Source organism: Methylacidiphilum infernorum V4 (assembly GCF_000019665.1).
Classification (GTDB): Bacteria; Verrucomicrobiota; Verrucomicrobiia; order Methylacidiphilales; family Methylacidiphilaceae; genus Methylacidiphilum; species Methylacidiphilum infernorum.
In genome coordinates this window covers 445270-466151 of sequence record NC_010794.1, presented here as the reverse complement: position 1 = coordinate 466151, position 20882 = coordinate 445270, and the positions used below count along the sequence as shown (strand labels likewise).

Genomic DNA, 20882 nt, shown 5'->3' with positions numbered 1-20882 from the left:
TATGAAACTTTTCGATGGAGAAACGAAAGGAAGCTTAAAAGTAAGCCTGTTTTTGTTGCTCAGTCTTTTCTTTTTGAGTACCCCGGCTTGGGCTTCATGGGATTTTCAGCGGACAATCGATCATTCCACGGAGGTCATAAAAGAATTTAAAAAAGATCCCAAGAATGGAATTCCCCAATCCGTGTTCGATAAAGCTAAAGGGGTAGCGGTGATAAGGGTATCCGAAGCCGGGTTCATCTTCAGCGGAGAAAGCGGTCATGGACTGGTGGTAGCAAGAAAAGGCCAGAGCTGGACCGCCCCGTCGGCCATTTCGGTTTCAGGCATGGGTTTTGGTCTTCAAGTGGGAGGAGAAACCACCCATTATGTCCTTATCCTCAATACAAAACAAGCCGTAGATAATTTCGCCCGCGGCGGAAAATTGAAGCTTAAAGGTGAAATGGAAGGCGTGGCCGGGCCAACGACAGAAACCGAGCGTAAGCCTAAATCCCATATTTATGTTTATAAAAGAAGCAAGGGATTTTTTGGAGGACTCGCTTTAACGGGCCTGGACATAGCTGAATCCAAGGATACCAACAAAAGATATTACCACAAAGAGGTAAGCTCGAAAGAAATTCTCAGCGGTAAAGTCGCAGTCCCCAAGGGAGCTCAAAAACTTATCCATGCTTTGAACGCTCCATACGGCTCCAAGAAAGGATAGATCTTCCCCTAAAATATAAAGCCCTTGGCGTTATCCGAAGGCAGTCGGCACCACTTCTTGGAAGCCATCCGCCCAGGGGTTGTTGATTAGGGATCGGCTCGAAAAGGTTAGGCCGGGAACGGGCAAAGGGAATTTCCCTCCTCTTCGCCGCCGTCGGAGAAGAAAATCGTAAGCTTGCAATTCTTTTTCGAGCCGATTCAAAGCCCTGTCATGCCAGGGCAAGCAGGATCAGGGAGAAGAAAATGACTTCTTCCATTGACCTCTTCGGGTTTAACCAAACTTGTAGAGAATCCCAAATCCTCCTCGAGGGTATTCCCAGAGTATGTTTCTATGCTCCAAGCAAATAACCTGGCAGGTGCCACATTCCAAGCAGCCGTCTGTAACCAGGGAAACGGTATTCCCTTCGCCCCTTTGGTAACAGCCCGCAGGACAAAGAACGGTGCAACTTTTGTCGTGGCACAACGAACAGATATGCTGGTCTTTGATCTTGATATGAGGTCTGCCTTCATCCACGCGGTAACGGTTTTGATAAAGTTTTTCTGCAATCTGTATCATCGGGTAGCCCTCCATAGCTGAATTGCGTCTTGAAAAATACCCCTAAGGGACCTTTTTTTCAGGATGTTCTTCCAAATCTCCCTTTCCTTGGTTTTCTTGTCTGTGCCATCGACCTTGAGAAGAGAAAAGAAAGAAGAATTGAGAAGCCGAGGATAGGTCGTTAGGAAATGGGGATTGGCCCTAAATACGGAATGAAATTGCCTATACTTTTTAAGATCTTTAAGAACGAAGCTGTTTTCCAGCTTATTCCTATAAAGGGCTAACTGTTCTTTATTGAAAGGGCCACCTTTCTTTTTAATCTCTATAACGGTTTCGGCGGCCAGCCTCCCTGTTTCCATCGCCAAATTCGATCCTTCCCTGTGGATAGAATTGACAAACATGGCTGCATCTCCGACGATCATCCATCCATCCCCATAAATTTGAGGAATGCCATGGTATCCTCCCTCCGGGATCAAGTGGGCCGAGTACTCTTTGGTTTCCCCCCCGTGGATGAGGGGTTTTACGGCCGGATGATTTTTCAAGGACTCCAGGAGCTCAAAAGGGGGAATTTTTTCTTTTTTGAGATCGGCTAAAAGACAACCGACCCCTATGGAAACGGACTCTTTGTTGGTATAAAGAAAAGCGGTTCCAAGCATCCCTTGGGTAATCGTTCCCACCATTTCGATGGCTATTCCCTGGCTGTCTGAAAGTCCAAAACGTTCTTCCAATGCTTCCTGGGACATAAAAATCGTTTCTTTCACTCCCAAGGCCACTTCATGAGGAAAAATTTCCTTCCTGAATCCCGCTTTTCGTGCCAAAAGCGAGTTGACTCCATCAGCTAGAATCACCACATCTGCATAGAGGTCTCCATCTTCCCTATCCGTTTTTACTCCGACAACCCGGTTCTTTTCCTTGATCAAATCCGTTACCGTTGTTTCACAAATCAACAAGACTCCAGCCTCTTGAGCTTTTCTTGAAAACCACTTATCAAACGAAGCACGCAATATGGTATAGCGATCGGCTGTTTCCCAATCCAAGGCATGAGTCCTATGGGTAGTTCCCACGTAAGAGTCCCCATCGACAACCCAAATGCGTTGTTCAGCCACAAAACGCTCAAGAGGAGCATCTTTACGAAAACCGGGAATCAACTTTTCAAGGGAATGGGCATACAACACCGCTCCCTGGACGTTCTTTGAACCCGGGTATTCTCCACGTTCTAATTGTATTACATTAAGACCATGCTTTGCCAGTGTATATGCCGCTGCCGTCCCTCCAGGACCGGCACCGACGACAATGCAATCAAATTTTTCTTTCATTTGATCTCGATCCCTATGGTTCTTCCTGTATTGGATAAGCCGTTTTTCGCAGCTCTCTTCTTCTTGAGTACCCGAATCAAAGCAGGAATAATTTCAAGGAAATCTCCAACTATGCCGAGGTCTGCATAATCAAAAATAGGGGCGTTAGGATCATTATTAATGGCAACAATCATTCCCGCTTTTTCGATACCCACTCTATGCTGGATTGCACCCGATATCCCCACGGCAATATAGACTTTAGGCCTTATAGTTTTTCCCGTCTGACCAATTTGTCTTTCTGTATCAAGCCAACCAGCTTGGACTACGGGTCGTGTTCCCCCCACTTCCCCACCTAGAAGATCGGCAAGTTCTCTCAAAAGAGAAAAATGACCCGGCTGTTTTAACCCTCTTCCTCCGCCCACGACGATTTCTGCCGTGGAAAGTCTTTCCGCAGCATTGCAGGGATCAGGAATAAAGCCTAATACCTTGGTTATTAATTTTTCTTCATCAATCCGCATAGGTTCTCGGATTATGATTCCCTTCCTGTCGGGTCCAGGAAGGGGTATAGGCAACACCCCGGGTCTTGCGGTAGCCATTTGAGGCCTGTAATTAAGAGTCAATATCGTGCAAAGTAAGCTTCCCCCGAATGTAGGACGCGTTGCTTCCAGGCTTCGATTTTCAATATCGATTGTGAGTTCGGTACAGTCAGCGGTCAATCCCGTCTCGAGGATGGTTGCCACACTACTGGCCAGATCCCGACTCAAGGAAGTGGCTCCAAGCAAAAGAATCTCCGGTTTGTATTTCTTGACAAGGTTCACCAGGCAATCGGTGTAGGGATCACTCCGGTAATCGCAAAGGGCCGGATCAACCACTTGGTAGACCTTCTCCGCTCCGTAGCTCATCGCCTGCCCGGTGATTTTGTCCACGGTTTCGTCGTTTGCCCCAAGCACGACCGCAGCAACTTCAACTCCCAGGGAAGTTGCCAAAATTCGAGCCCTTCCGAGTAACTCCCAGCTCACCGGGTGGACAACTCCCTCCTCCTGTTCTACAAACACCCAAACTCCCCTGTAATCCGCCAGTTTTGGATCTATTACCGGCTTTTTTCTTTTCGCATTTTTTGCTTTATCCACATTTTCAGCCATAGAATGCTCTTTTCTTTATTAATGGAGATTTTCATCCCAGTTTTTTTTCTACTTCCGGAAACCTCTCGAAGATTTTCTCAACCAATAGGGAGCAGATTTCTTCCGGACTCCTCCCCTCCAGCCTCTCTGCAGGTCCCCTGGAATTTTGAGGGGCAAACACTTTACCGACAACCGTTGGAGATCCCTTAAGACCGATCTTGGACAATTCCTCTATACCCGCATCCACCCTGTTCCATATTTTTACAGGCGCCCTTGCCGCTCTAATCATGTTGGGTAGAGAAGCGTAACGGATAGGCTTTTTCCCTTCAAAAACGGTAATAAGGCAAGGAATTTTCGAAGCTACAATCTGGATGCCTCTCTCGCTCTTCCTATGGACCAAGATCGTCTTTTTCTCAAAATCGATATGCTTGATTTCCAATACGTAGGTAAGGAGTTGAAAGCCTAGACGTCGTGCCACCCCGGGTCCTACTTGTCCCGTATCGCCATCTATAGTTTGTTTGCCCGTAAACACGATATCTATTTTCCTGTAAGAATCGATCTTTCTTAGAGCCGCCGCCAGGGCATAGGAGGTAGCCAAGGTGTCGGATCCGGCAAAGGATCTATCCGACAAAAGAAAAGCTTCATCCACTCCATAAGAAAGGGCTTTTCTTAAGGCATTTTCCGCTTGTAACGGCCCCATGGAAAGAGCGGTCAAGAACGCTCCGTACTTATCCTTGAGCTGCAAAGCCTCTTCCAGGGCATACACATCGTAGGGGTTTAAAATAGCCGGGACTCCCTGGCGCATAATCGTTCCTGTTTGTGGATGTACCCTAATCTGGCTTGAATCCGGTACTTGTTTCACAAGAATGACAGCATGCATGGTTCCTTTTTAAAGGGTTTTGCTTTTGAGTTTCGAACCCCCTATCAATGAATCCAAAGAAACAAATCGAACTTCTGTCCGAGGAGAGGCGGGTTGCTGCTCTTTAAAAACTTTAAAAACCTTTTCCTCCTGGGCAGTAGAATGAACAAAATCCCGGTAAGCCTTCTCCAGTAAAGAGCCGTAGTACTGCTTGAGCTGTTCTTCGGTTTGCGTGCCCACATCCCTGGATCCAGCCGAGATGTAATCGTGGAACCTTTGGAGGATATGAAGCCTGTAAACCCTAAGAACTTTTATATCGTAGGGGATCTCAAGCAATTTGAAGAAATCTTCGGCGGCCTCCAATTTTTCCATTTTTTTTAAAAAAGAATCAGCCATAGTCCTTGTTTTGTTTCCAGCAAGTTACATGCCAATTTTTTTATTTTTTAATCCCTGATCAGGATTAACCCTGCTCCGGCTGATCCCGGCGAACAAAAGGGGGTGTGTCTTTTCTGTTGTTTTTCTTACATTGTCGCTTTTTTCCCAACGGTAAGGGACTATAAAGGGAAAGCCGGATAAAAATGCAATAGCTTTCGGGAAAAGTCTTCCAGGGATAAATCAAGCTGTTTAATATGAGCCTCGGAAAGAAACCGCTCTTCGTTTTTTGTAAGAGGAGTTGAAATGACAGCCCAATGGGAAGAGGATGACCGCTTTAGAATCTGCCTAGCCCACGTTCTCTCAATTTGACTCTGGAAACGGCACCCTATAAAGAGGAAACTTCTTCCCTGCCTCAACCTCTTTACAAGGTCAGGTATAGGAGTTTGAATGTCGATTTCGGTCAACACCTCCACGTAGTCCGAATCGGATATGATAAAATTTTTTTGGGGCCTTACCGAACCCAAAGGTTTATATAGGACCGTTTGCCAGCCCTCCGCCTCTCCCAGTTCTACTTCTTTACCTTCTCGGTCATAGGCTTTAACCCATCTTCCCGGATATTCGGCTTGGCTCACTCCCTGGATCTGTCCCCATGACGGCCTTTCTTTCAAAGCAAGGCTCAATGAACAATCATACCACACATCTACAACCAGGGGTAGCTTGGGAATTCGGGCAAGCCACTTCTGCAAGTCATTGGGTTCTGCTTGTTCATCAAATATCTGGCTTAAAAGGGCTTTGAGTGTTTTTCTATGCCTGTAATTTTCGATATATTGGCTGGTGCTCCAAAGGTTTTTCCTTATTCTCGAGGGAACGGCAACCAAAGAAGCCAACCTCTCGGAAAGCATTTCCGGATTTGTAGGAAAGGAAAAGGATTCTTTGCTGAGTTCTAACACCCCAGGTCCAAGAAAGGGGACAAGCTGTCCTGATTCCAGGGATTTTAAAATATCTTCGAGATCACTTTCAACCGTCGTTTTGTCCATGGCTCGATGTTTCCTTTTTTATTTCTTCCCAAAATTCTCCTGAAAGCCTAAAAATGCCTCTCCCCCCGGACAAGGCTTGGAACTTATCCCCCGCTTTTCCCCAAAGAAAGCTAAACCACTGCTGGGCAGACATATGCTTGGGTCTTTCGGCAATTTCCATCACCTGCCCGTCCGAACCAAACCGCACATGCAGTATAACAGGTCGGCTGTGCATAACCCTCCTTTGCTTGGCATTTCAGTAAATAGCCGCTCCCGCTCCAACGTTAAGGGAGGCTTCTTTAAGGTTTTTGACGATAAATTCCACTTCTTCGAAACTCAACTGACCATGGAAGGGTAAGGCGATTGTCCTGTCGGCAACCCTCTCGGTTATCGGCAACATGCCCCTGCGCATTCCTCTTTCTATAGCCCATCCCGTCATATGCAGCGGATGACAATAGGGATAAGCCTCGATATTCTCTCTTCTCAAATCTTCTATGATGGCATCCCTACTGGACTTTGAAAATCTCGTTCCCAGGTGAACGACATAAGAAAACCAATGGACTTCCGTTGCCTGCGGGGAAACATAAGGGTCTTTTATGCCTTCGAATCCACAAAGAAAATGGGAGTAAAATTCTTCCACCGCTTTTCTTTTTTGCAAGATTTCATCTATCCTTTGCAACTGGGCTACCCCCAGCGCTGCTTCCAGGCCGCTCATTGAACAGCCTAAATAAGGCTGCCTCGATTTTACTACAGACTGCCTTTCTTCTGCGGATCGATCCCTGAGTATCCTCAGCAAAGAAGCCAGCCCTTCACAATCCGTTACGATCATCGCCCCCCTGCCTGTAACGAGAGCCGAAGGCTGCGAAAAATCAAAAAGGGAACAAATTCCAAAAGAACCTACCCGCCTCCCTTTAAAAGAACAACCAATGGCTTCTGTCGAGTCCTCTATCAAAAAAAGGGAATGGTCCTTGGCGATCTTCTCGAGTTGCTGCCAATCGGCAGGATGCCCATTGGGATTCGATCCGATGATGGCTTTTACCTCGGGGGTGATCTCTTTTTCTATCTTCGAGGGCTCTATGGCCATAGACCAATAGTCGATATCCACAAACCTAGGGACAATTTCTGCCCAAGCTAATACCTGTCCTGTTTCTCTCCATGAGCAAGCCGAAAGGATCACTGTATCCCCTTTCCCCAATCCAAGGGCCTTCAAACAAAGATAAAAAGCGACTTTTGCCCCGGAAAAACTCACCCCGTATTTCCTACCCACGTAACGGGCAAAATCCCTTTCAAAAGCCTCGATTTCAGCCCCGCCACTGAAATCGCTCGATCCAAGAACCCGATAGACCCCTTCTAGTTCTCTACTTGTCATATCAGGATCTGAAAACTTGATCAACTTTCCATTCATTATTTTGCCGCGATTCAATCCAGGGGTCATCCCTCGATCTTTCTTGCTTCTAGAGTCAGGGGTAACTTCGTTCCAGGAGGAACTTCCGGTAAAAGAAATTTCATTCCATTAGCCAGGGTCACCACGCCCCCAAATAACCCTTCTTTGTCCGCGCTGACGATCGGCTCTTCAAGGTCTTTTTTGGCGATGTAAATCGTTATCTCTCCTGCTTCTTTCTTTCTTACCATGATTTTCATAAGGCTGTTCTCAAGGATTCATCCTCTAGATTCTTTTTATTAAGCAAGGGAAATGCCAAGCCCAATGCCGGTAAAACAATAATTCTTCCCCTTGGCTTTTAGAGCGAGGCTTAAAAACGATCCCGGGCTTTCTCTTCCTTTTTCGTCCGCTTTCCAGCGGGCAATCATTATTGTCAAAAAACTGACAATTTTGTTTTTGGCTATCTGGACAGGCTAAAACTTTCCCCACAGCCACAGCTTCCGGTAGCATTAGGATTATTGAAAACAAACCTTTCTCTAAAAGGATCCTTAACGTAATCAAGAACCAAGCCATCAACCATTTTTAGAGAATCCTTGTCTACAACCAATTGTCCCCCCGCAAAGGCGTAGACAAAATCACCCGATTCCACTTCCCGGACATAATCCATTTGGTAGGTAAAACCCGCGCATCCCGCTCGTAATACCGCAAGCCTTAAACCTACAAACTCCTTTTTTCCAAGCAACGATTTGGCCAGTTTCTCTTGTGCTCTTGGTGTTATCGTAATAGCCATGGCAGTTGCCTCCTTTATACTCCTTGGGAGCAGTTTGCAGAAAATGAAGAACCACAGCTACAGGTTGATCCTGCGTTGGGGTTGTGGATGACGAAACGAGCTCCTTCAAGATTTTCCTCGTAATCTATGACCGATCCTTTCAGGTACATGTGGCTTTGGGGATCAATGACCAGCCAAACCCCGCCCTTTTCATAAAGGATATCTCCTTCCTCTATCTGTTTATCAAAGGCAAAATTGTACTGGAAACCCGAACAGCCCCCTCCAGTTATGAAAATGCGCAGTTTAAGCTCCGTATCCTTTTCTTCTTCAATCAAGGACCTAATTTTTTGCACGGCCGATCCGGATAATTCAACCCCGTGGTTTCCGTTGATTTCATCCCCCAGTTGATGTTCCTTCTCTCTATCTTTTACTGTTTGGTTCATACATCCTCCTTTTCTTTTTAATGAGCATCTCCCATGCCAAAAAAAGGTCCAAAGATTAAGGGTTTCTTACAGATCCATAAAAAAGAAAAGGGAAGGACTCCTTTTTTGCGTTCTCGAAACTCCATGAATAGGTTAGCTATCCTTAATCGAACAATAATGGCATTTAAAATGGCACAGCCTGTGCTTTTATTTTTTTAAGGCCCATGAAAAAAAACGGAGAATTTGTTGCCATTTATGAAATCAGCAAGATCCTTACCTCTTCTCAACCCCTTCTTTTTCAATCATTCCGAGAATCATTAAAAATTTTAAATATTCATTTAAAATTACAGAAATCTTTAATTTTCATCCGCAAAGGCCAAGATCCTATCCTTCTGGCCGGTTGTGGCAACGATCAAGCCGACAACCATTTCTCTTTTTACTATTTTTTTATTGAACAGGTTTTAAAAAACGGATTTCCCATCGTCGTTCCCGACATTCACAAAGAACCCTACTTCAGTTCGGATATTTCTCATGAAGAGGACGGCACAGAAGAGCCCATTTCCCTTTTTTGTTTGCCGATTCGATACGAAAGAGAATGCATAGGGGTTCTCGTCTGTGAAAAGAAAAGGGAATCCGCCCTTGAGCCGTTATCTGAAACTACGCTGACTCTCAGCCTGGCAACGAATCTTTTCGGACAAAAAATAAAACTCAGCATGGACAATTTCAAACCGATCCCCTTTCCCCAAAGCCTGGAACTGCCACCTCCCCCTCGGAAAAACGGCGACATCCAGCTAAAAAACAACGGTGGGGTCATTGGACAAAGCAAGCAGATGCAAGCGGTCATGGATCTTGTTTACCACGTGGCTCCTTCGCGCTCTACGGTTCTGCTCCGCGGAGAAAGCGGCACGGGAAAAGAAGTTATCGCGCGTACCATACATTACCTTAGCCCGAGGAAAGAGGGACCTTTTATAAAAGTCAACTGTTCAGCCTTGCCGGAAACTATTCTTGAATCCGAACTTTTTGGACATGAAAAAGGGGCCTTTACCGGGGCGCTTTTTGAAAGGAAAGGCCGGTTTGAATTGGCTCACGGCGGTACTCTCTTCCTGGATGAAATCGGAGATATCTCTCCCGCTGTCCAGGTGAAACTGCTCCGGGTTCTGCAAGAAAGGGAGTTTGAAAGGGTGGGGGGCAATAAAACTATTCGGGTAGATGTAAGGGTCATTACGGCTACGAATAAAAATCTTGAAGAGGCGGTCTTGAAGGGTGAGTTTCGTGCCGACCTTTACTTCCGGATCAACGTCGTATCCATCTCCTTGCCCCCTTTGCGAGAGAGAAAAGAGGATATTCCGCTTCTTGCCGATCATATTTTAAACAAGATCGGGAAAGAATTGAACCGAAAATTAAGAATCACCCCGGAAGCCCTTAAGTTGTTGATCAATTGTCATTGGCCGGGAAATGTCAGAGAACTGGAAAATTGCCTGGAAAGGGCCGCGACAAATTCCCGGAACAACTGGATAGACGAGATCGATGTCGCTTGCCGAAGGAATCAATGCTCTTCTCCCATGCTGTGGAAAAAAGAGCTGCAGGTAATCTCCACACCCGTTGTCTCTTCTGAAGAAGCCAAATCCAGGGAAGAAACCCCAAGATCTTCCTTCTTTAGCCCCCTCATCTCCGATGATCCCAAGGAAAAAATTATTCAAGCTATGGAAAAGTGCGGCTGGGTCCAAGCCAAGGCTGCCCGCCTGCTGAACATCACCCCAAGGCAGCTCGGTTATGCCTTAAAAAAATATGGCATAGAAATAAAAAAGTTCTAAAAGAGACCACCGTTTTTCAAAGGGTTCAGGACCCAGCGAATTTTTGTCTTTGCCCCTAGCCTCGGACAATTCCTTTTTAGGCGTCTTTGAAGTATTCCCTGCGAAATAAACGCAACAGGGAACCGCTCCTGCTCCTGCCCGGGAACAGGCTTTTAACCCTCCCCAGCAAAATAAACTCCTTCAGGGTAACAAAAGAATAGGGATTTAGCGCTCAATCGGTGCAGCAACCTTGTTTCCCCATTCGGTCCACGACCCGTCATAATTTTTGACCTTTTTATGACCAAGCAGATACTTCAAAACAAACCAGGTATGACTTGAACGCTCGCCTATCCGGCAATAAACAATCGTTTCTTTTTCGGGATCTAGCCCCGCCTGTTTTTCATAAATTTCCTGCAGTTCGGCAAAAGACTTAAATGTGCCGTCTTCATTTACCGCCGTTTTCCAGGGCACACTTTTAGCCCCTGGAATATGGCCTCCCCGCAACACTCCTTCTTGAGGATACTCGGGCATGTGAAGGAGTTCCCCGGAAAATTCTCCGGGACTGCGCACGTCGATCAGGGGACCCCTTGTTTTCAAAAAAGAAAGCACCTCGTCATAAAAAACGCGGATTTCCCCATCTTTTCTTTGCGGCGGCACGGGATAGAAGGTTTTTTCATAGGTAGGTTTTTCCTTGGTTATAGGCAGACCCAATTTGATCCACTTGTCCCTTCCCCCGTTGAGAATTTTCGCCTTTGTGTGTCCAAACAATTCGAATGCCCACAGGGCATAACAAGCCCACCAATTGGACTTATCCCCATAGAAAATACAGGTAGTATCAATAGTAATGCCGTTTCGAGAACAAAGCTGGGCGAATTTTTCCGTAGAGATGTAATCCCGGATTAAGGGGTCTTGGAGGTCTTTCCGCCAATCGATATGAACAGCTCCCGGGATATGACCCGTGTCATAAACTAACACATCTTCGTTACTTTCCACGATCCGGATATCTGGACCAAGGGCATTCAAATTCTCGGCGAGCCATTCCACTTCGACTAATTTTTCGGCAAAAGCATAACCTGCATTCATCTTCTTCCTCCTTTTTTATTATTCCGGGCCAAAGCATATTGGCCTATCCGAACAATCCTTACAATTAGGGGCTTTGCATACAAAGATCCCCTCCTCTTCACATAATTTCCTATAGAAAAATCTCTTCCAACGCATGTCTTGTTTATTGGCACTAAAGAGAGGAAAAAATAGGGAGCGTAAAAGAAAACCGAGCTCAGCCCTATTTTGAAGACCCATGTCTTGCCAAAGATGGTTTTCACCTAGCGAAGCCGTTGCTAAAAGGTGGGATACCCATAAAGAAATCTCCCCGTCCCGGTTCCGATAACGAAGGAAAAACTCTACCAGCATCTTGTGCTCTTCCAAGCATCCCAGATAAGCCCCTAGGTTCCCTCTTTGAGGGGAATCCAGGGTCAAATCGAAAAAAGAGGCGAGCTTTCCCACCTCTTCGCTGGACATGCCAAGAAAAGGGATAAAGGGTTCACTTTCCCTATTTCCAAACCTCTGGAGGACGTAAGTAAAACTCTTTTTAAGAATGGATAAAAGAGAAAATGAAAGCTCACAGCTCTCTTGGCTTTCATCTCCTATTTGTAAGCAAAATTCCATCATGGCGGTTTGTTTCAAGCTCAGCAATAATCATGCCAAATCCTTCAAGAAAGCATTTCCGGCAGTCTCCTTCCCCGTCTCTTTTGGCTCATGCCCAGGGTCCAAATCAGCCCGATTTTTTTTAAACGAAAAAAGAACGTCCAAGAAGCCTTCTATTTCTTTCGCTGTGGTGGCGTATCCAAAAGAAATTCTTAGCGCCGAAGAAGCCTCTTGGGAGTCGTATCCCATCGCCATGAGAACGTGGGATGGTTCCTGGCTGCCCCTTGTACACGCCGATCCAGTTGAAACAGCAATTCCGTTCAGATCAAGAAAATTCAGCAGTTCCTCGGCGTCTATTCCCGGAAAAATGATGTTCGAAGTATTACAAATGCGGGTATTCCTTTCCCCGACGATTACTGCTCCTGGCCATTGCTTTTTAATCCGCTCTTCCATCCCATCCCTCAATTTTTGAAGCCTCAAGCTCTCCCCTTTCATCTTCATTTCGACCACTTCACAAGCTTTTGCCATCCCCACCACGGCTGCAACGTTTTCTGTGCCTCCCCTTAAACCCCTTTCTTGATGACCCGGGACCAGGGGTGCCAGCTCTACCCCCTTTTTCTTGTAAAGAACTCCAATTCCCTTGGGGCCATAAAACTTGTGCGCTGAAAGGGAAAAGAGATCGATGGGAAGAGCTGAAAGATCGATAGGGATTTTGCCTGCTACTTGAGCCCCATCCACGTGAAAAAGGATTCCTTGAGCTTTAGCGAAACGGCCGATTTCTTGGATAGGGAAAAGCACCCCCGTTTCGTTGTTTGCCCACAGAAAACTGAGCAGGATAACGGAGGGATCTAAAGCCTTTTGAAGTTCTTCTAGCCTGATAGCTCCATCCCTGTCCACCCCCACAACGCCAATTTTTACGTTTTCTTTCTCAAGTTGCTTGAGCAAACTAAAGACTACGGGATGTTCAACCGCCGAAACGACAATCTTATTTTTCCCTTCGGGAGCGGCGCCCAAAACTCCCTTGAAAGCCAAAGCTATGCTTTCCGAACAACCACTTGTAAAAATAATTTCTTCGGGCTTTGCCCCCAGAAAGCGGGCAATTTGCTTGCGGGAAAGAAACAAAGCTTCTTTAGCTTCTTTCCCTTCACGATGACTACTCGAGGGATTGCCAAATCTTGGACCGAGCCAAGGGAGCATGGCTTCGAAAACCTCTTCTAAAAGAGGGGTCGTAGCGTTGTAATCCAAGTACAGCCTTTCTCTCATTGTCCCTTTTCTTCTTCTTCGGCGGGTTCTAACTCTTCGGATTTCATCCCTACGAGATAGCCCCTTTCCACGAAATCTACCCCGTAGATGTAAAATTTTTGAAGAAAAGTTCCGATACTGGTGACATAACCGATCTCTCCTTTTTTAACCAGGATCTCACCGATTTCCTTCCCGGGAAATGTCCCGTCATTGCGTATGTTTTTTTTGCTTCTTACTCGCTGGCCATATTCAAAAGCGGGAGGACCGTCAAGTTCGTTAACATCCTTTTCTCTCATCGTTACTCTTTTTTTCCCATTCTTTTGTGGAACCATTCGATGAGGCCGAACCCCACTGCTCTTCCATTCGAATCTTGGCAAATTCTCTTACAAAAGAATCCTGGTCTTGACAAAAGAGACCAAGATATTTCGGATTGATTCTTCGAACCACTTCAAACCTTACCTTCCAGCTCGGATCGTTTATAAACCGGTTTAACTCCTTCGTATCCAATCGAGATACGACCGTCAGCCGGACCTCTTCGTCCAGGTCATTGGCAAGCATGATCAATCCCTCATCTCCTACCCTTTTAGCTACCTCTATGCGCACGGCCGGCTCGGGATCAGATACCATGAAGATCAACCACTCCAAGGGGATTTTTCTTGCCACGAGGATTCTAACGTAGTAATCGGGATCGATCAGCATGGGGACAAGATCCAACCCTTCAAGCAAACCTGCCGCTCTTATCCGCACTTCACGACTTTCATCAAAGCGCATCCGCAAAAGAAATTTCCGAGGGACATAATAAGCCGCGCTCATCCGGACCGTTTCATCGGGATCCATGGAAAGACGAATCTGGTGATGACCGTCAACATACCTCAATGCAATAGCACGGATCTCAAAATAAGGATGGGTGATATAGTTGATCGCAAGGGTGGGATTGCATTCGAAAAACCTTTCTATTCTTTTTGCATACCTATCCTGCACACAAGCTTCTCCCATGCGACATTTCCCTTTGAGTTCCAACTCCTTGTGGGGACAGCTTGCACAGTTAACCGGCAGGCCCTCCCAATCCAAGCATTCTTTTGAAAGATCTTTCATGAGTTTTCCTCCGCCATCAATATTCCTACCAGTCTCTCGGCACCAAGTTGCTTTGACTCATCGATTTGGCAGAGCAACTCCAGCATTTTCAAAGCTTCCTCTTTTTTTCCTAAACGGCCCAGCAGATAGGCAACGGCATGAAAAGCCCTAAGATAGAGGTCGACAAGCGGACTTTCTTCCTTTCTTAATCTATTGCGATGTTCTTCGGTCAATTTTTCCCAGTTTTCGCTGATACCCAATTTTTTTGCCGCCTGGGCAACACACCGCTTTCCCCAGTAAAGGGATTTCTGAAGATCGCTCTGATAGAAGTAAAACCGATACATCCCAATAAGGACGGTCATATGTGCTCCCGCTTTCTCAAAGGCCCTGCTTAAATGGTAAAGAACTTTTCTTTTATCGGGATAAGATAAAGAGGCTTTTTTAAGTTCTTCTTCCGCTTCTGGATCCAAAGCTCCCCAATAATCTTCTGGAATCCCATAGGTATCTATCTCGTTGGACATTGTCCTATTCATATCCGAGCAATCGTTTTTATCCTGTTTGTGGAGAAGAAGAACAGCCACAGGAGTTTTGTGCTCTTTTCCCAGATAAAACAATAAGGCGCGTTTCCATGGGAGTTTCCACAAAATGGATAATGGCATCATCAAAATAAGGAGCACATTCTTGAGGAATAAAGAGCTTAATCCCATCCTCCCACACCAGGTCCCCTTCCCACGGTTTTTCTTCGACGCTGAATTCCGTATTTAACCCCGAACAACCTCCTTCTCCTACGGTTAACCTCATCCCCGCATTTTTACTCCCCCCACACATCCGAATCATCCGGCTAATAAAACCTTTGGCATTAGGTGTAATAGCAATTTTCATGGTTAATTTTTAGCTTTATACCGGGGTCGGCTTTTATCGATTATGCAGGTGTTATCCACCGGACAGACGGATACACATTGGGGTTCATCGTAAAAGCCGATACATTCCGTGCATTTATCCGGATTGATGGCAAAGATACCATCCTTTTCATATATTGCCCCATTGGGGCACTCGGGTTCACATGCCGAACACCCCGTGCATTGGGATGCCACAATTTTATAAGCCATAGAGTTTTCTCCTTTTCATGCTGTTCTCTTTGTCTTTTCTCTATCCATTCTGAGCAATCAAAGCTCCTTGGCGAATCAAGGCGTCTCCCTTTTTCGTTGGATCGACCAACCCTTCACTCACCCTCCGAAGATAATCCTTGAAATAGCTCAAGGCGGCTTTCTCAATGTATTCGAAAGCAAATTGATCAATGGGTTCGATTCCGGCTTTCTCTAATGCTTCTTTGGGGCAGGCCCCTATTTTTGCCACGAATACGGCTACGCAATCTCTTATAGCCCGAATGACGGTCTCAAGAGCATCGTCTTCTCCATACCCTCCCTGGCAATAGAGATCGACTCGACGGTGTCCAATAAATTTCGACCCTTTTGTACTCACCTCGTAGACCTGGAATTCCTTGGCATGGCCAAAATGCTCGTTGATTTTCCCTCCACCCTTCGTCGCTACAGCAACCAAAATTTTCAAATCGCTGTTTTCTTTGGCTACTTCTTGTAACTGCCGCTGCCTTTCAGCCAGCCTCTTCTGTCTTTCAAGCTCGACTTGACTCTTGTAAGCATTCCTGGCCTCCAGGTTATAGTTCAACTCGATTGCAGAAAGTTTTTCCTTGGTAAATTCACTACTTCGATCTTCTCCAAGCAACCCGACCGCATCAGCACGACACTGCCTACAATGTCTCATCATATTCATCTGCCCTTCGCACTTATCCTGTAAGGCTTTCAACTCCTGGGCGGTCGGGCCTCTTTGCCCTGTTAATCCAAAATAAGTCCCATGTTCCGGTGCAGAAATCAGCGGCATGATATTGTGCAGGAAAGCCCCCCTTGACTTTACAGCCTTGTTGACTTCTACAAGATGCTCATCGTTTATTCCCGGAATCATTACAGAATTGATCTTGCAAAGAATCTTCTCGGAGGTCAGCATTTCCAAGCCTTCAAGTTGTCTTTCGGAGAGAATTCTTGCCGCCTCTTTGCCCTTGTACCTTTTATGCTTGTAAAAAACCCAGGGATAGATCTTTTCTCCCACCTCGGGCTCTATCATGTTGATGGTAATCGTCACATGATCGACGTTAAACTCTTTGATGCGCTTGACATAATCAGGAAGAGCCAGTCCATTGGTAGAAAGGCATAGTTTTATGTCCGGAGCTTTCTTGGCTACAAGTTCAAAGGTCTTAAATGTTTTGTCCGGATTAGCCAGGGGATCGCCCGGACCGGCTATTCCAAGGACGGTCATCTGGGGTATAAGAGAGGCCACGGCTAAAACCTTGTTTGCTGCTTCTTCCGGGGTAAGCCTTTCACTTACAACTCCAGGTCTGCTCTCGTTCGCACAGTCGTACTTCCTGTTACAATAATTACACTGGATATTGCAAGCTGGGGCCACCGCTACATGCATACGGGCATAATAATGGTGGGCTTCTTCACTATAACAGGGATGATTTTTGACTTTTTCCCATATTTCTTCGGGTAGATCTCCAGCGCCTGCTCCCGATCCACAACTGGATTTTCCGCTGCCTCCTTTTGAACCGCATCCTTGATGCTGAACCAAGGAAGTCACGGATAAGCCAAGGGTTTTTAAACGCTGAAAATTTTTCGGTTTTGCAACCTCGGTCAAAGCAGCGGTCATCGACTACCTCCTTGTTGTGATTTTCTGGATAAGTTTGAGCAAAAGATATGCCAACAGGGCATTGTCCTTGTGGAAGGCTTTCATTCCTCCATTTTGAGCCGTGTCACGATCTGGAATAAAGCTTGCCCCGGGGAAATATTCTTGTCGGAATCGATACAAAACCTCTTGTGAAGGTTGTGATAAAACTCACACAGGAAGTTTTTTTTTCACAGCCTTTCCCGGGATAATCGGCTCAATAAAGAGGTTGACCCTGTAGCATGGTCAAGGCTTTAGATTAATCTAAAAAAGGAAAACCAAGCCTGGCAACGAGGAAAAGATATGAGCAAACGTATTATAGTACAGATTGAAGGAATGCATTGTGCTGATTGTGCACGCCGTCTCAAAGAAGCCTTGGGGAACATAGAGGGAGTGGAAGAAGTGGATATTCCCGATTGGCGCACAAAGAAAGGAACCCTAGTCATCGATGAGAATTTGAATATAGATGACATTCTCAAAGGGATTGAACGGTCCGGTTACCGTGGAACCGTCACCGGACAAGAACCCTTCGAATCCATAAAAGAGAGAGAAAAAAAAGATTATGATCTTTTGATCATTGGAGGAGGATCGGCCGCTTTTGCCGCCGCTATAAAAGCTGCCGAGCTCGGTGCAAACATTGGGATCGTGGAAGAATCAACCATCGGGGGAACATGTGTCAATGTAGGGTGTATCCCCTCCAAGTTCTTGATTCGAGCCGCAGAAATCTATCACTGGGCATCCCATCCCCGGTTCGCTGGCTTGAAAGCCGCCCCCCTATCCTTGAACTGGAAAGAGCTCGTTGATCAAAAAGAAAAGCTCGTCAACTCCTTGCGCCAATCTAAATACATCCATCTTCTGGATGTCTATCCTCAAATTTCCCTCATCCGGGGTAAAGCAAGACTGGCACAAGGGAACCGGGTAATCGTCGGTGATAAATCTTACAGTTCAAGGAAGATTCTCATCGCCACGGGTTCTTCACCCTCCATACCCCCGGTTCCCGGTCTCAAGGAGACAGGCTGCCTGGATAGTACAACTGCCCTAGACTTAAAAACCCTTCCCGCTTCCCTTGCTGTAATCGGTGCTGGAGCCATTGGACTTGAACTTGGACAGATGTTCAGTCGATTTGGAGTCAAGGTTGTCCTGCTTGAAGCTTTACCCGCCATAGCTATGGCAGAAGAGCCGGAGATCCGGGATAGCCTGCATCGTTACCTTGAAGAGGAGGGGATTGAAATTTTTACCCACACTCAAATCCTCCAGGTCGAAAAAAAGGGAAGCAAGCATAAGCGGCTCTCCGTTCAAAAAGAGGGTAAAGTCATCGAGATGGAGGTCGAGCAGATTCTTGCGGCGACGGGTCGAGTCGCCAACACAAATGGCCTTGGACTTGAGGAAGTGGGCGTAAAAGTCACAAACCGGGGAGCAATCCTCGTTGATGAGTTCCTAAGGACGACAAATCCGGAGATTTATGCTGCCGGAGATTGCGCAAGCCTGCCCCAGTTCGTCTACGTATCCGCTTATACAGGGGGAGTTGCCGCAGAAAACGCTATTAGCGGAAAGAATCGGGCTATCGATCTTTCTTCTCTTCCCCGCGTGACCTTCACCGATCCCCAAATCGCCAGCGTGGGGCTGACCGAAGATCAAGCAAAAGAAGCGGGATATTCCACCATTGTCGCCCTATTGCCTATTCAAGAAGTACCCAAGGCGATCGTCTCCCTGGATAGCCGAGGCTTAGTCAAACTCGTCGCCGAGGAGAAAACAGGCAGGCTCATAGGAGCACACGTATTGGCCGCGGCAGCGGGTGATGTTATCGAGGAAGCCGTATTAGCCCTCCGGCATGGTTTAACCTACCAGGATATTATCGAAGCTTTGCATCCCTACTTGACCATGGCTGAAGCCTTCAAGCTTGCCGCGCTAACCTTCAAAAAAGACGTTGGAAGGCTTTCCTGTTGTGCCACCTGACCGCTTGTTCTTGAAAATGAGTTTCTAGTGGGCATCTACAGGTTGCTTGAAGAGTCGAGGGCTGCCCGGTTCATAACCGCTTTCGCGAATCGCAGAAAGGATCCTGGCCATCTCTACCTCTTTTGGATCGTAAATCACCGTAGCCTCCTTGGAAGGAAAGCTCACCTTCACCCATTTTATTCCCTTGATCTTTTTAAGGGAGTGGCTTATTTCCAACTCGCAGCTGGCGCAACTCATCCCTCCGATGGGGATTTTAGCCACCAGGCTGCCCTGAGAGAGCGCCGCTGCAGGCAGGCTTTGTTCCGATCCTTTCAGGTCAAAAACGTAAGGGAAAACGTTCATGGCAAGAAAGAAGAGGAAAAACACCGTAGAGAGTTGGAGGGTGATGAGCTGGGACCGATGAGTTTCCTCTTTCTTGGTCTCACATTTACAACTCTTTTGCTCAAACCAATACCGCTTCCATGCCCAAAGGAGCAACACGGCTCCCCCTATCAAAAAAACCCAGTGAAATTTGCCGAAAAAAGCTGAGCCTGCCCCCAGTCCTAGTGCTGCCAAAAGAAGAGGGCCTGCACAACAACTCGAAGCCAGAATAAGGGAGAGAATCCCAAGCCTCGTGCTTTTCATAGGTCATTCTCCATTAAAGTCATAAGAAGAGGACAATCTTCTCCTTGCCTGTTCCCTTTGCAGTAGGTAGCCAGTTGCTTGAGCATCCGTTTTATCCTCTGCAGGTCACAGATCTTGTTATCCAGTTCTTCGATCTTCGCCCGAATTTTCAAGTTTATCTTTTCACAGCCCCTTTCCTTGGGTAAATAAAGAAGTTCCTTGATCTCCCGCAGGGACCATCCCAAGGCTTGGGCCCGCTTAATAAAATTTATCGTTATGACCGCCTTATGATCGTAAAGGCGATACCCGGAGGGGGAGCGCATGGGCTTGTGAAGAAGTCCCCTGCGTTCATAAAACCGAATAGTTTCAACCCCGACAGCCGACAGCCGAGCAACCTGCCCGATTGTCAAAGGTTTATTGTTGGTCTTTTCTCCCACAAAGAAAATATAAACCCTAAACTAAAGTACAGGGTCAAAAAAAATCATTCCTTGCTTTTCAAATATTAATCAAAGAGAGAGGAGTGCTGTTGTCTCCACCGGTTATATCTCTCCAGGGACTCCTCGATAACGGGAAGAGCTTCCTTGGAAGGGAGGAAATCTTCAACAACGACTTTTTTATGCTCAAGGGCCTTGTAATCTTCAAAAAACCTACGTATCACCCGAAGCTTATGGATGGGAAGCTCATGAATGTCATTGAGTTGGCTGTACTCGGGATCGCTCATGAGTACGCACACGACCTTGTGATCGAGCTGTCCCTGATCTTCCATGACCATCAGTCCAATGGCTCTTGCATGAACCAAGGTCATCGGCAGGACGGGCTCATCTCCCAGCACTAAAACATCAAGGGGATCGTTATCTTCGGCCAGGGTTCGGGGAATAAACCCGTAATTTGCCGGATAGTAAACCGCTGAATAAAGAACGCGGTCCAACCGCAAAAGGCCTGTTTCTTTATCCAATTCGTACTTGTTTGAGCTTCCCCTGGAGACTTCGATCACGGCATGGAATTGAGAGGGCAGTTCTTTCACTCCCGGAGAGACGTCGTGCCAGGGATGAAAAACACCCTTCCTCAGGTTAGAAAAAGGAGTGGTCATGGCTAAAAACTATAGAAAACTTTGACAGATCATCAGAAGAAATCAACAAAAAGCTCAAAAGCGATTGCCCCCTCTTGCCGACTGATCTCTTTGAGATTGGGGTAGAGAACGAAACTAAAATCCTTTTTGAAGTTTGGAAAAAGGAAATCCTATGAAGGAATTTCTACAAAAAAAACCTGTTTTTTTCTCTTTACTTTTTTACAAAACAGCCCTGCAAGTTTTTTGAAATTCTTCCGCGGTTCAACAAAGCCTTTCCCAACCCAAAGACAGATTAC

The 20882-nt window shown here is 46.4% G+C and carries 26 protein-coding genes; 3 read left to right on the top strand and 23 right to left on the bottom strand.

What is annotated here, in order from left to right:
- The first annotated feature begins 1 nt into the window (after position 1).
- Complete coding sequence (locus MINF_RS02140; RefSeq protein ID WP_048810430.1) at positions 2-697, top strand: lipid-binding SYLF domain-containing protein; 696 nt, start codon at positions 2-4, stop codon at positions 695-697.
- Positions 698-967: 270 nt separating this feature from the next.
- Here MINF_RS02140 and MINF_RS02130 read toward each other — a convergent pair whose 3' ends face one another.
- From MINF_RS02130 to erpA, 11 genes are all read right to left on the bottom strand, one after another.
- Positions 968-1252, bottom strand: a complete 285-nt coding sequence (locus MINF_RS02130) for a ferredoxin family protein (RefSeq protein ID WP_048810054.1) — start codon at positions 1250-1252, stop codon at positions 968-970.
- Entirely contained in the window at positions 1249-2547 is a 1299-nt protein-coding gene (locus tag MINF_RS02125) for an FAD-dependent oxidoreductase (RefSeq protein WP_012462815.1), read from the bottom strand. The genes MINF_RS02130 and MINF_RS02125 overlap by 4 nt, the downstream gene beginning before the upstream one ends.
- Complete coding sequence (locus MINF_RS02120; RefSeq protein ID WP_012462814.1) at positions 2544-3668, bottom strand: electron transfer flavoprotein subunit alpha/FixB family protein; 1125 nt, start codon at positions 3666-3668, stop codon at positions 2544-2546. The genes MINF_RS02125 and MINF_RS02120 overlap by 4 nt, the downstream gene beginning before the upstream one ends.
- 31 nt (positions 3669-3699) lie before the next feature.
- On the bottom strand, positions 3700-4527 hold the full coding sequence (locus MINF_RS02115) for an electron transfer flavoprotein subunit beta/FixA family protein (RefSeq protein WP_012462813.1): 828 nt from the start codon (positions 4525-4527) through the stop codon (positions 3700-3702).
- Between the two features lie 9 nt (positions 4528-4536).
- Positions 4537-4902, bottom strand: coding sequence for a nitrogenase-stabilizing/protective protein NifW (gene nifW / locus MINF_RS02110; RefSeq protein ID WP_012462812.1), 366 nt, complete (start codon positions 4900-4902; stop codon positions 4537-4539).
- A gap of 158 nt (positions 4903-5060) precedes the next feature.
- Positions 5061-5918, bottom strand: coding sequence for an SIR2 family NAD-dependent protein deacylase (locus MINF_RS02105; protein WP_012462811.1), 858 nt, complete (start codon positions 5916-5918; stop codon positions 5061-5063).
- A complete protein-coding gene (locus tag MINF_RS02100) occupies positions 5899-6132 on the bottom strand; it encodes a hypothetical protein (protein WP_012462810.1) in 234 nt (77 codons plus the stop codon). The genes MINF_RS02105 and MINF_RS02100 overlap by 20 nt, the downstream gene beginning before the upstream one ends.
- Before the next feature lie 21 nt (positions 6133-6153).
- Positions 6154-7302 (bottom strand): DegT/DnrJ/EryC1/StrS family aminotransferase, encoded by a 1149-nt coding sequence (locus MINF_RS02095; protein WP_048810429.1) that lies wholly within the window; start codon positions 7300-7302, stop codon positions 6154-6156.
- 26 nt (positions 7303-7328) lie between these two features.
- The gene (nifT, locus tag MINF_RS02090; RefSeq protein WP_012462808.1) at positions 7329-7538 is read right to left on the bottom strand and encodes a putative nitrogen fixation protein NifT; all 210 of its coding nucleotides are present in this window, start codon (positions 7536-7538) and stop codon (positions 7329-7331) included.
- Positions 7539-7738: 200 nt separating this feature from the next.
- Positions 7739-8068: a HesB/IscA family protein gene (locus MINF_RS02085; protein WP_012462807.1), complete on the bottom strand. Its 330-nt coding sequence runs from the start codon at positions 8066-8068 to the stop codon at positions 7739-7741.
- Between the two features lie 14 nt (positions 8069-8082).
- Entirely contained in the window at positions 8083-8490 is a 408-nt protein-coding gene (gene erpA / locus MINF_RS02080) for an iron-sulfur cluster insertion protein ErpA (RefSeq protein ID WP_012462806.1), read from the bottom strand.
- Positions 8491-8693: 203 nt separating this feature from the next.
- On the opposite strand from erpA, the gene nifA reads away from it, so the two are divergent.
- Entirely contained in the window at positions 8694-10283 is a 1590-nt protein-coding gene (gene nifA / locus MINF_RS02075) for a nif-specific transcriptional activator NifA (protein ID WP_012462804.1), read from the top strand.
- 204 nt (positions 10284-10487) lie between these two features.
- On the opposite strand, the gene MINF_RS02070 is transcribed toward nifA, so the two are convergent.
- Genes MINF_RS02070 through nifB form a run of 9 tightly spaced genes read right to left on the bottom strand, consistent with a single transcriptional unit; the run spans position 10488 to position 16943 of the window.
- A complete protein-coding gene (locus MINF_RS02070) occupies positions 10488-11345 on the bottom strand; it encodes a sulfurtransferase (protein WP_048810053.1) in 858 nt (285 codons plus the stop codon).
- Positions 11346-11363: 18 nt separating this feature from the next.
- Entirely contained in the window at positions 11364-11930 is a 567-nt protein-coding gene (locus tag MINF_RS02065) for a nitrogen fixation protein NifQ (protein WP_079200405.1), read from the bottom strand.
- Positions 11931-11957: 27 nt separating this feature from the next.
- Positions 11958-13169 (bottom strand): cysteine desulfurase family protein, encoded by a 1212-nt coding sequence (locus MINF_RS02060; RefSeq protein ID WP_012462799.1) that lies wholly within the window; start codon positions 13167-13169, stop codon positions 11958-11960.
- On the bottom strand, positions 13166-13444 hold the full coding sequence (locus MINF_RS02055; RefSeq protein ID WP_012462798.1) for a nitrogen fixation protein NifZ: 279 nt from the start codon (positions 13442-13444) through the stop codon (positions 13166-13168). The genes MINF_RS02060 and MINF_RS02055 overlap by 4 nt, the downstream gene beginning before the upstream one ends.
- Positions 13425-14243, bottom strand: a complete 819-nt coding sequence (locus MINF_RS02050; protein WP_012462797.1) for a 4Fe4S-binding leucine-rich repeat protein — start codon at positions 14241-14243, stop codon at positions 13425-13427. Before MINF_RS02050 ends, MINF_RS02055 begins: the two co-directional genes overlap by 20 nt.
- Complete coding sequence (locus MINF_RS02045; RefSeq protein ID WP_048810052.1) at positions 14240-14755, bottom strand: hypothetical protein; 516 nt, start codon at positions 14753-14755, stop codon at positions 14240-14242. Before MINF_RS02045 ends, MINF_RS02050 begins: the two co-directional genes overlap by 4 nt.
- Before the next feature lie 16 nt (positions 14756-14771).
- Positions 14772-15104 (bottom strand): HesB/IscA family protein, encoded by a 333-nt coding sequence (locus MINF_RS02040; RefSeq protein WP_012462795.1) that lies wholly within the window; start codon positions 15102-15104, stop codon positions 14772-14774.
- 2 nt (positions 15105-15106) lie between these two features.
- The gene (locus MINF_RS02035; protein WP_012462794.1) at positions 15107-15331 is read right to left on the bottom strand and encodes a YfhL family 4Fe-4S dicluster ferredoxin; all 225 of its coding nucleotides are present in this window, start codon (positions 15329-15331) and stop codon (positions 15107-15109) included.
- 40 nt (positions 15332-15371) lie between these two features.
- Complete coding sequence (gene nifB / locus MINF_RS02030) at positions 15372-16943, bottom strand: nitrogenase cofactor biosynthesis protein NifB (RefSeq protein WP_012462793.1); 1572 nt, start codon at positions 16941-16943, stop codon at positions 15372-15374.
- Between the two features lie 318 nt (positions 16944-17261).
- Between nifB and merA the strand changes: the two genes are divergently transcribed.
- A complete protein-coding gene (gene merA / locus MINF_RS02025) occupies positions 17262-18914 on the top strand; it encodes a mercury(II) reductase (RefSeq protein ID WP_012462791.1) in 1653 nt (550 codons plus the stop codon).
- A 24-nt stretch (positions 18915-18938) separates the two neighbouring features.
- On the opposite strand, the gene MINF_RS02020 is transcribed toward merA, so the two are convergent.
- The 3 genes from MINF_RS02020 to MINF_RS02010 form a co-directional block, all read right to left on the bottom strand.
- Complete coding sequence (locus tag MINF_RS02020; RefSeq protein ID WP_012462790.1) at positions 18939-19538, bottom strand: heavy-metal-associated domain-containing protein; 600 nt, start codon at positions 19536-19538, stop codon at positions 18939-18941.
- Entirely contained in the window at positions 19535-19954 is a 420-nt protein-coding gene (locus tag MINF_RS02015; protein ID WP_012462789.1) for a MerR family transcriptional regulator, read from the bottom strand. The genes MINF_RS02020 and MINF_RS02015 overlap by 4 nt, the downstream gene beginning before the upstream one ends.
- A 65-nt stretch (positions 19955-20019) precedes the next feature.
- The gene (locus MINF_RS02010) at positions 20020-20607 is read right to left on the bottom strand and encodes an inorganic diphosphatase (protein ID WP_012462788.1); all 588 of its coding nucleotides are present in this window, start codon (positions 20605-20607) and stop codon (positions 20020-20022) included.
- Positions 20608-20882 lie beyond the last annotated feature (275 nt).

Excerpts from the sequence above, each read along its gene's own strand:
- MINF_RS02095 (WP_048810429.1), bottom strand. The coding sequence starts at position 7,302 with ATGAATGGAAAGTTGATCAAGTTTTCAGATCCTGATATGACAAGTAGA.
- MINF_RS02065 (WP_079200405.1), bottom strand. The coding sequence starts at position 11,930 with ATGATGGAATTTTGCTTACAAATAGGAGATGAAAGCCAAGAGAGCTGT.
- nifW (WP_012462812.1), bottom strand. The coding sequence starts at position 4,902 with ATGGCTGATTCTTTTTTAAAAAAAATGGAAAAATTGGAGGCCGCCGAA.
- MINF_RS02085 (WP_012462807.1), bottom strand. The coding sequence starts at position 8,068 with ATGGCTATTACGATAACACCAAGAGCACAAGAGAAACTGGCCAAATCG.
- MINF_RS02140 (WP_048810430.1), top strand. The coding sequence starts at position 2 with ATGAAACTTTTCGATGGAGAAACGAAAGGAAGCTTAAAAGTAAGCCTG.
- erpA (WP_012462806.1), bottom strand. The coding sequence starts at position 8,490 with ATGAACCAAACAGTAAAAGATAGAGAGAAGGAACATCAACTGGGGGAT.
- MINF_RS02130 (WP_048810054.1), bottom strand. The coding sequence starts at position 1,252 with ATGATACAGATTGCAGAAAAACTTTATCAAAACCGTTACCGCGTGGAT.
- MINF_RS02060 (WP_012462799.1), bottom strand. The coding sequence starts at position 13,169 with ATGAGAGAAAGGCTGTACTTGGATTACAACGCTACGACCCCTCTTTTA.
- nifB (WP_012462793.1), bottom strand. The coding sequence starts at position 16,943 with ATGACCGCTGCTTTGACCGAGGTTGCAAAACCGAAAAATTTTCAGCGT.
- MINF_RS02070 (WP_048810053.1), bottom strand. The coding sequence starts at position 11,345 with ATGAATGCAGGTTATGCTTTTGCCGAAAAATTAGTCGAAGTGGAATGG.
- MINF_RS02050 (WP_012462797.1), bottom strand. The coding sequence starts at position 14,243 with ATGAAAGATCTTTCAAAAGAATGCTTGGATTGGGAGGGCCTGCCGGTT.
- merA (WP_012462791.1), top strand. The coding sequence starts at position 17,262 with ATGAGCAAACGTATTATAGTACAGATTGAAGGAATGCATTGTGCTGAT.
- MINF_RS02055 (WP_012462798.1), bottom strand. The coding sequence starts at position 13,444 with ATGAGAGAAAAGGATGTTAACGAACTTGACGGTCCTCCCGCTTTTGAA.
- nifA (WP_012462804.1), top strand. The coding sequence starts at position 8,694 with ATGAAAAAAAACGGAGAATTTGTTGCCATTTATGAAATCAGCAAGATC.
- MINF_RS02125 (WP_012462815.1), bottom strand. The coding sequence starts at position 2,547 with ATGAAAGAAAAATTTGATTGCATTGTCGTCGGTGCCGGTCCTGGAGGG.
- MINF_RS02020 (WP_012462790.1), bottom strand. The coding sequence starts at position 19,538 with ATGAAAAGCACGAGGCTTGGGATTCTCTCCCTTATTCTGGCTTCGAGT.
- MINF_RS02120 (WP_012462814.1), bottom strand. The coding sequence starts at position 3,668 with ATGGCTGAAAATGTGGATAAAGCAAAAAATGCGAAAAGAAAAAAGCCG.
- MINF_RS02040 (WP_012462795.1), bottom strand. The coding sequence starts at position 15,104 with ATGAAAATTGCTATTACACCTAATGCCAAAGGTTTTATTAGCCGGATG.
- MINF_RS02105 (WP_012462811.1), bottom strand. The coding sequence starts at position 5,918 with ATGGACAAAACGACGGTTGAAAGTGATCTCGAAGATATTTTAAAATCC.
- MINF_RS02035 (WP_012462794.1), bottom strand. The coding sequence starts at position 15,331 with ATGGCTTATAAAATTGTGGCATCCCAATGCACGGGGTGTTCGGCATGT.
- MINF_RS02010 (WP_012462788.1), bottom strand. The coding sequence starts at position 20,607 with ATGACCACTCCTTTTTCTAACCTGAGGAAGGGTGTTTTTCATCCCTGG.
- MINF_RS02045 (WP_048810052.1), bottom strand. The coding sequence starts at position 14,755 with ATGAATAGGACAATGTCCAACGAGATAGATACCTATGGGATTCCAGAA.
- nifT (WP_012462808.1), bottom strand. The coding sequence starts at position 7,538 with ATGAAAATCATGGTAAGAAAGAAAGAAGCAGGAGAGATAACGATTTAC.
- MINF_RS02100 (WP_012462810.1), bottom strand. The coding sequence starts at position 6,132 with ATGCACAGCCGACCTGTTATACTGCATGTGCGGTTTGGTTCGGACGGG.
- MINF_RS02115 (WP_012462813.1), bottom strand. The coding sequence starts at position 4,527 with ATGCATGCTGTCATTCTTGTGAAACAAGTACCGGATTCAAGCCAGATT.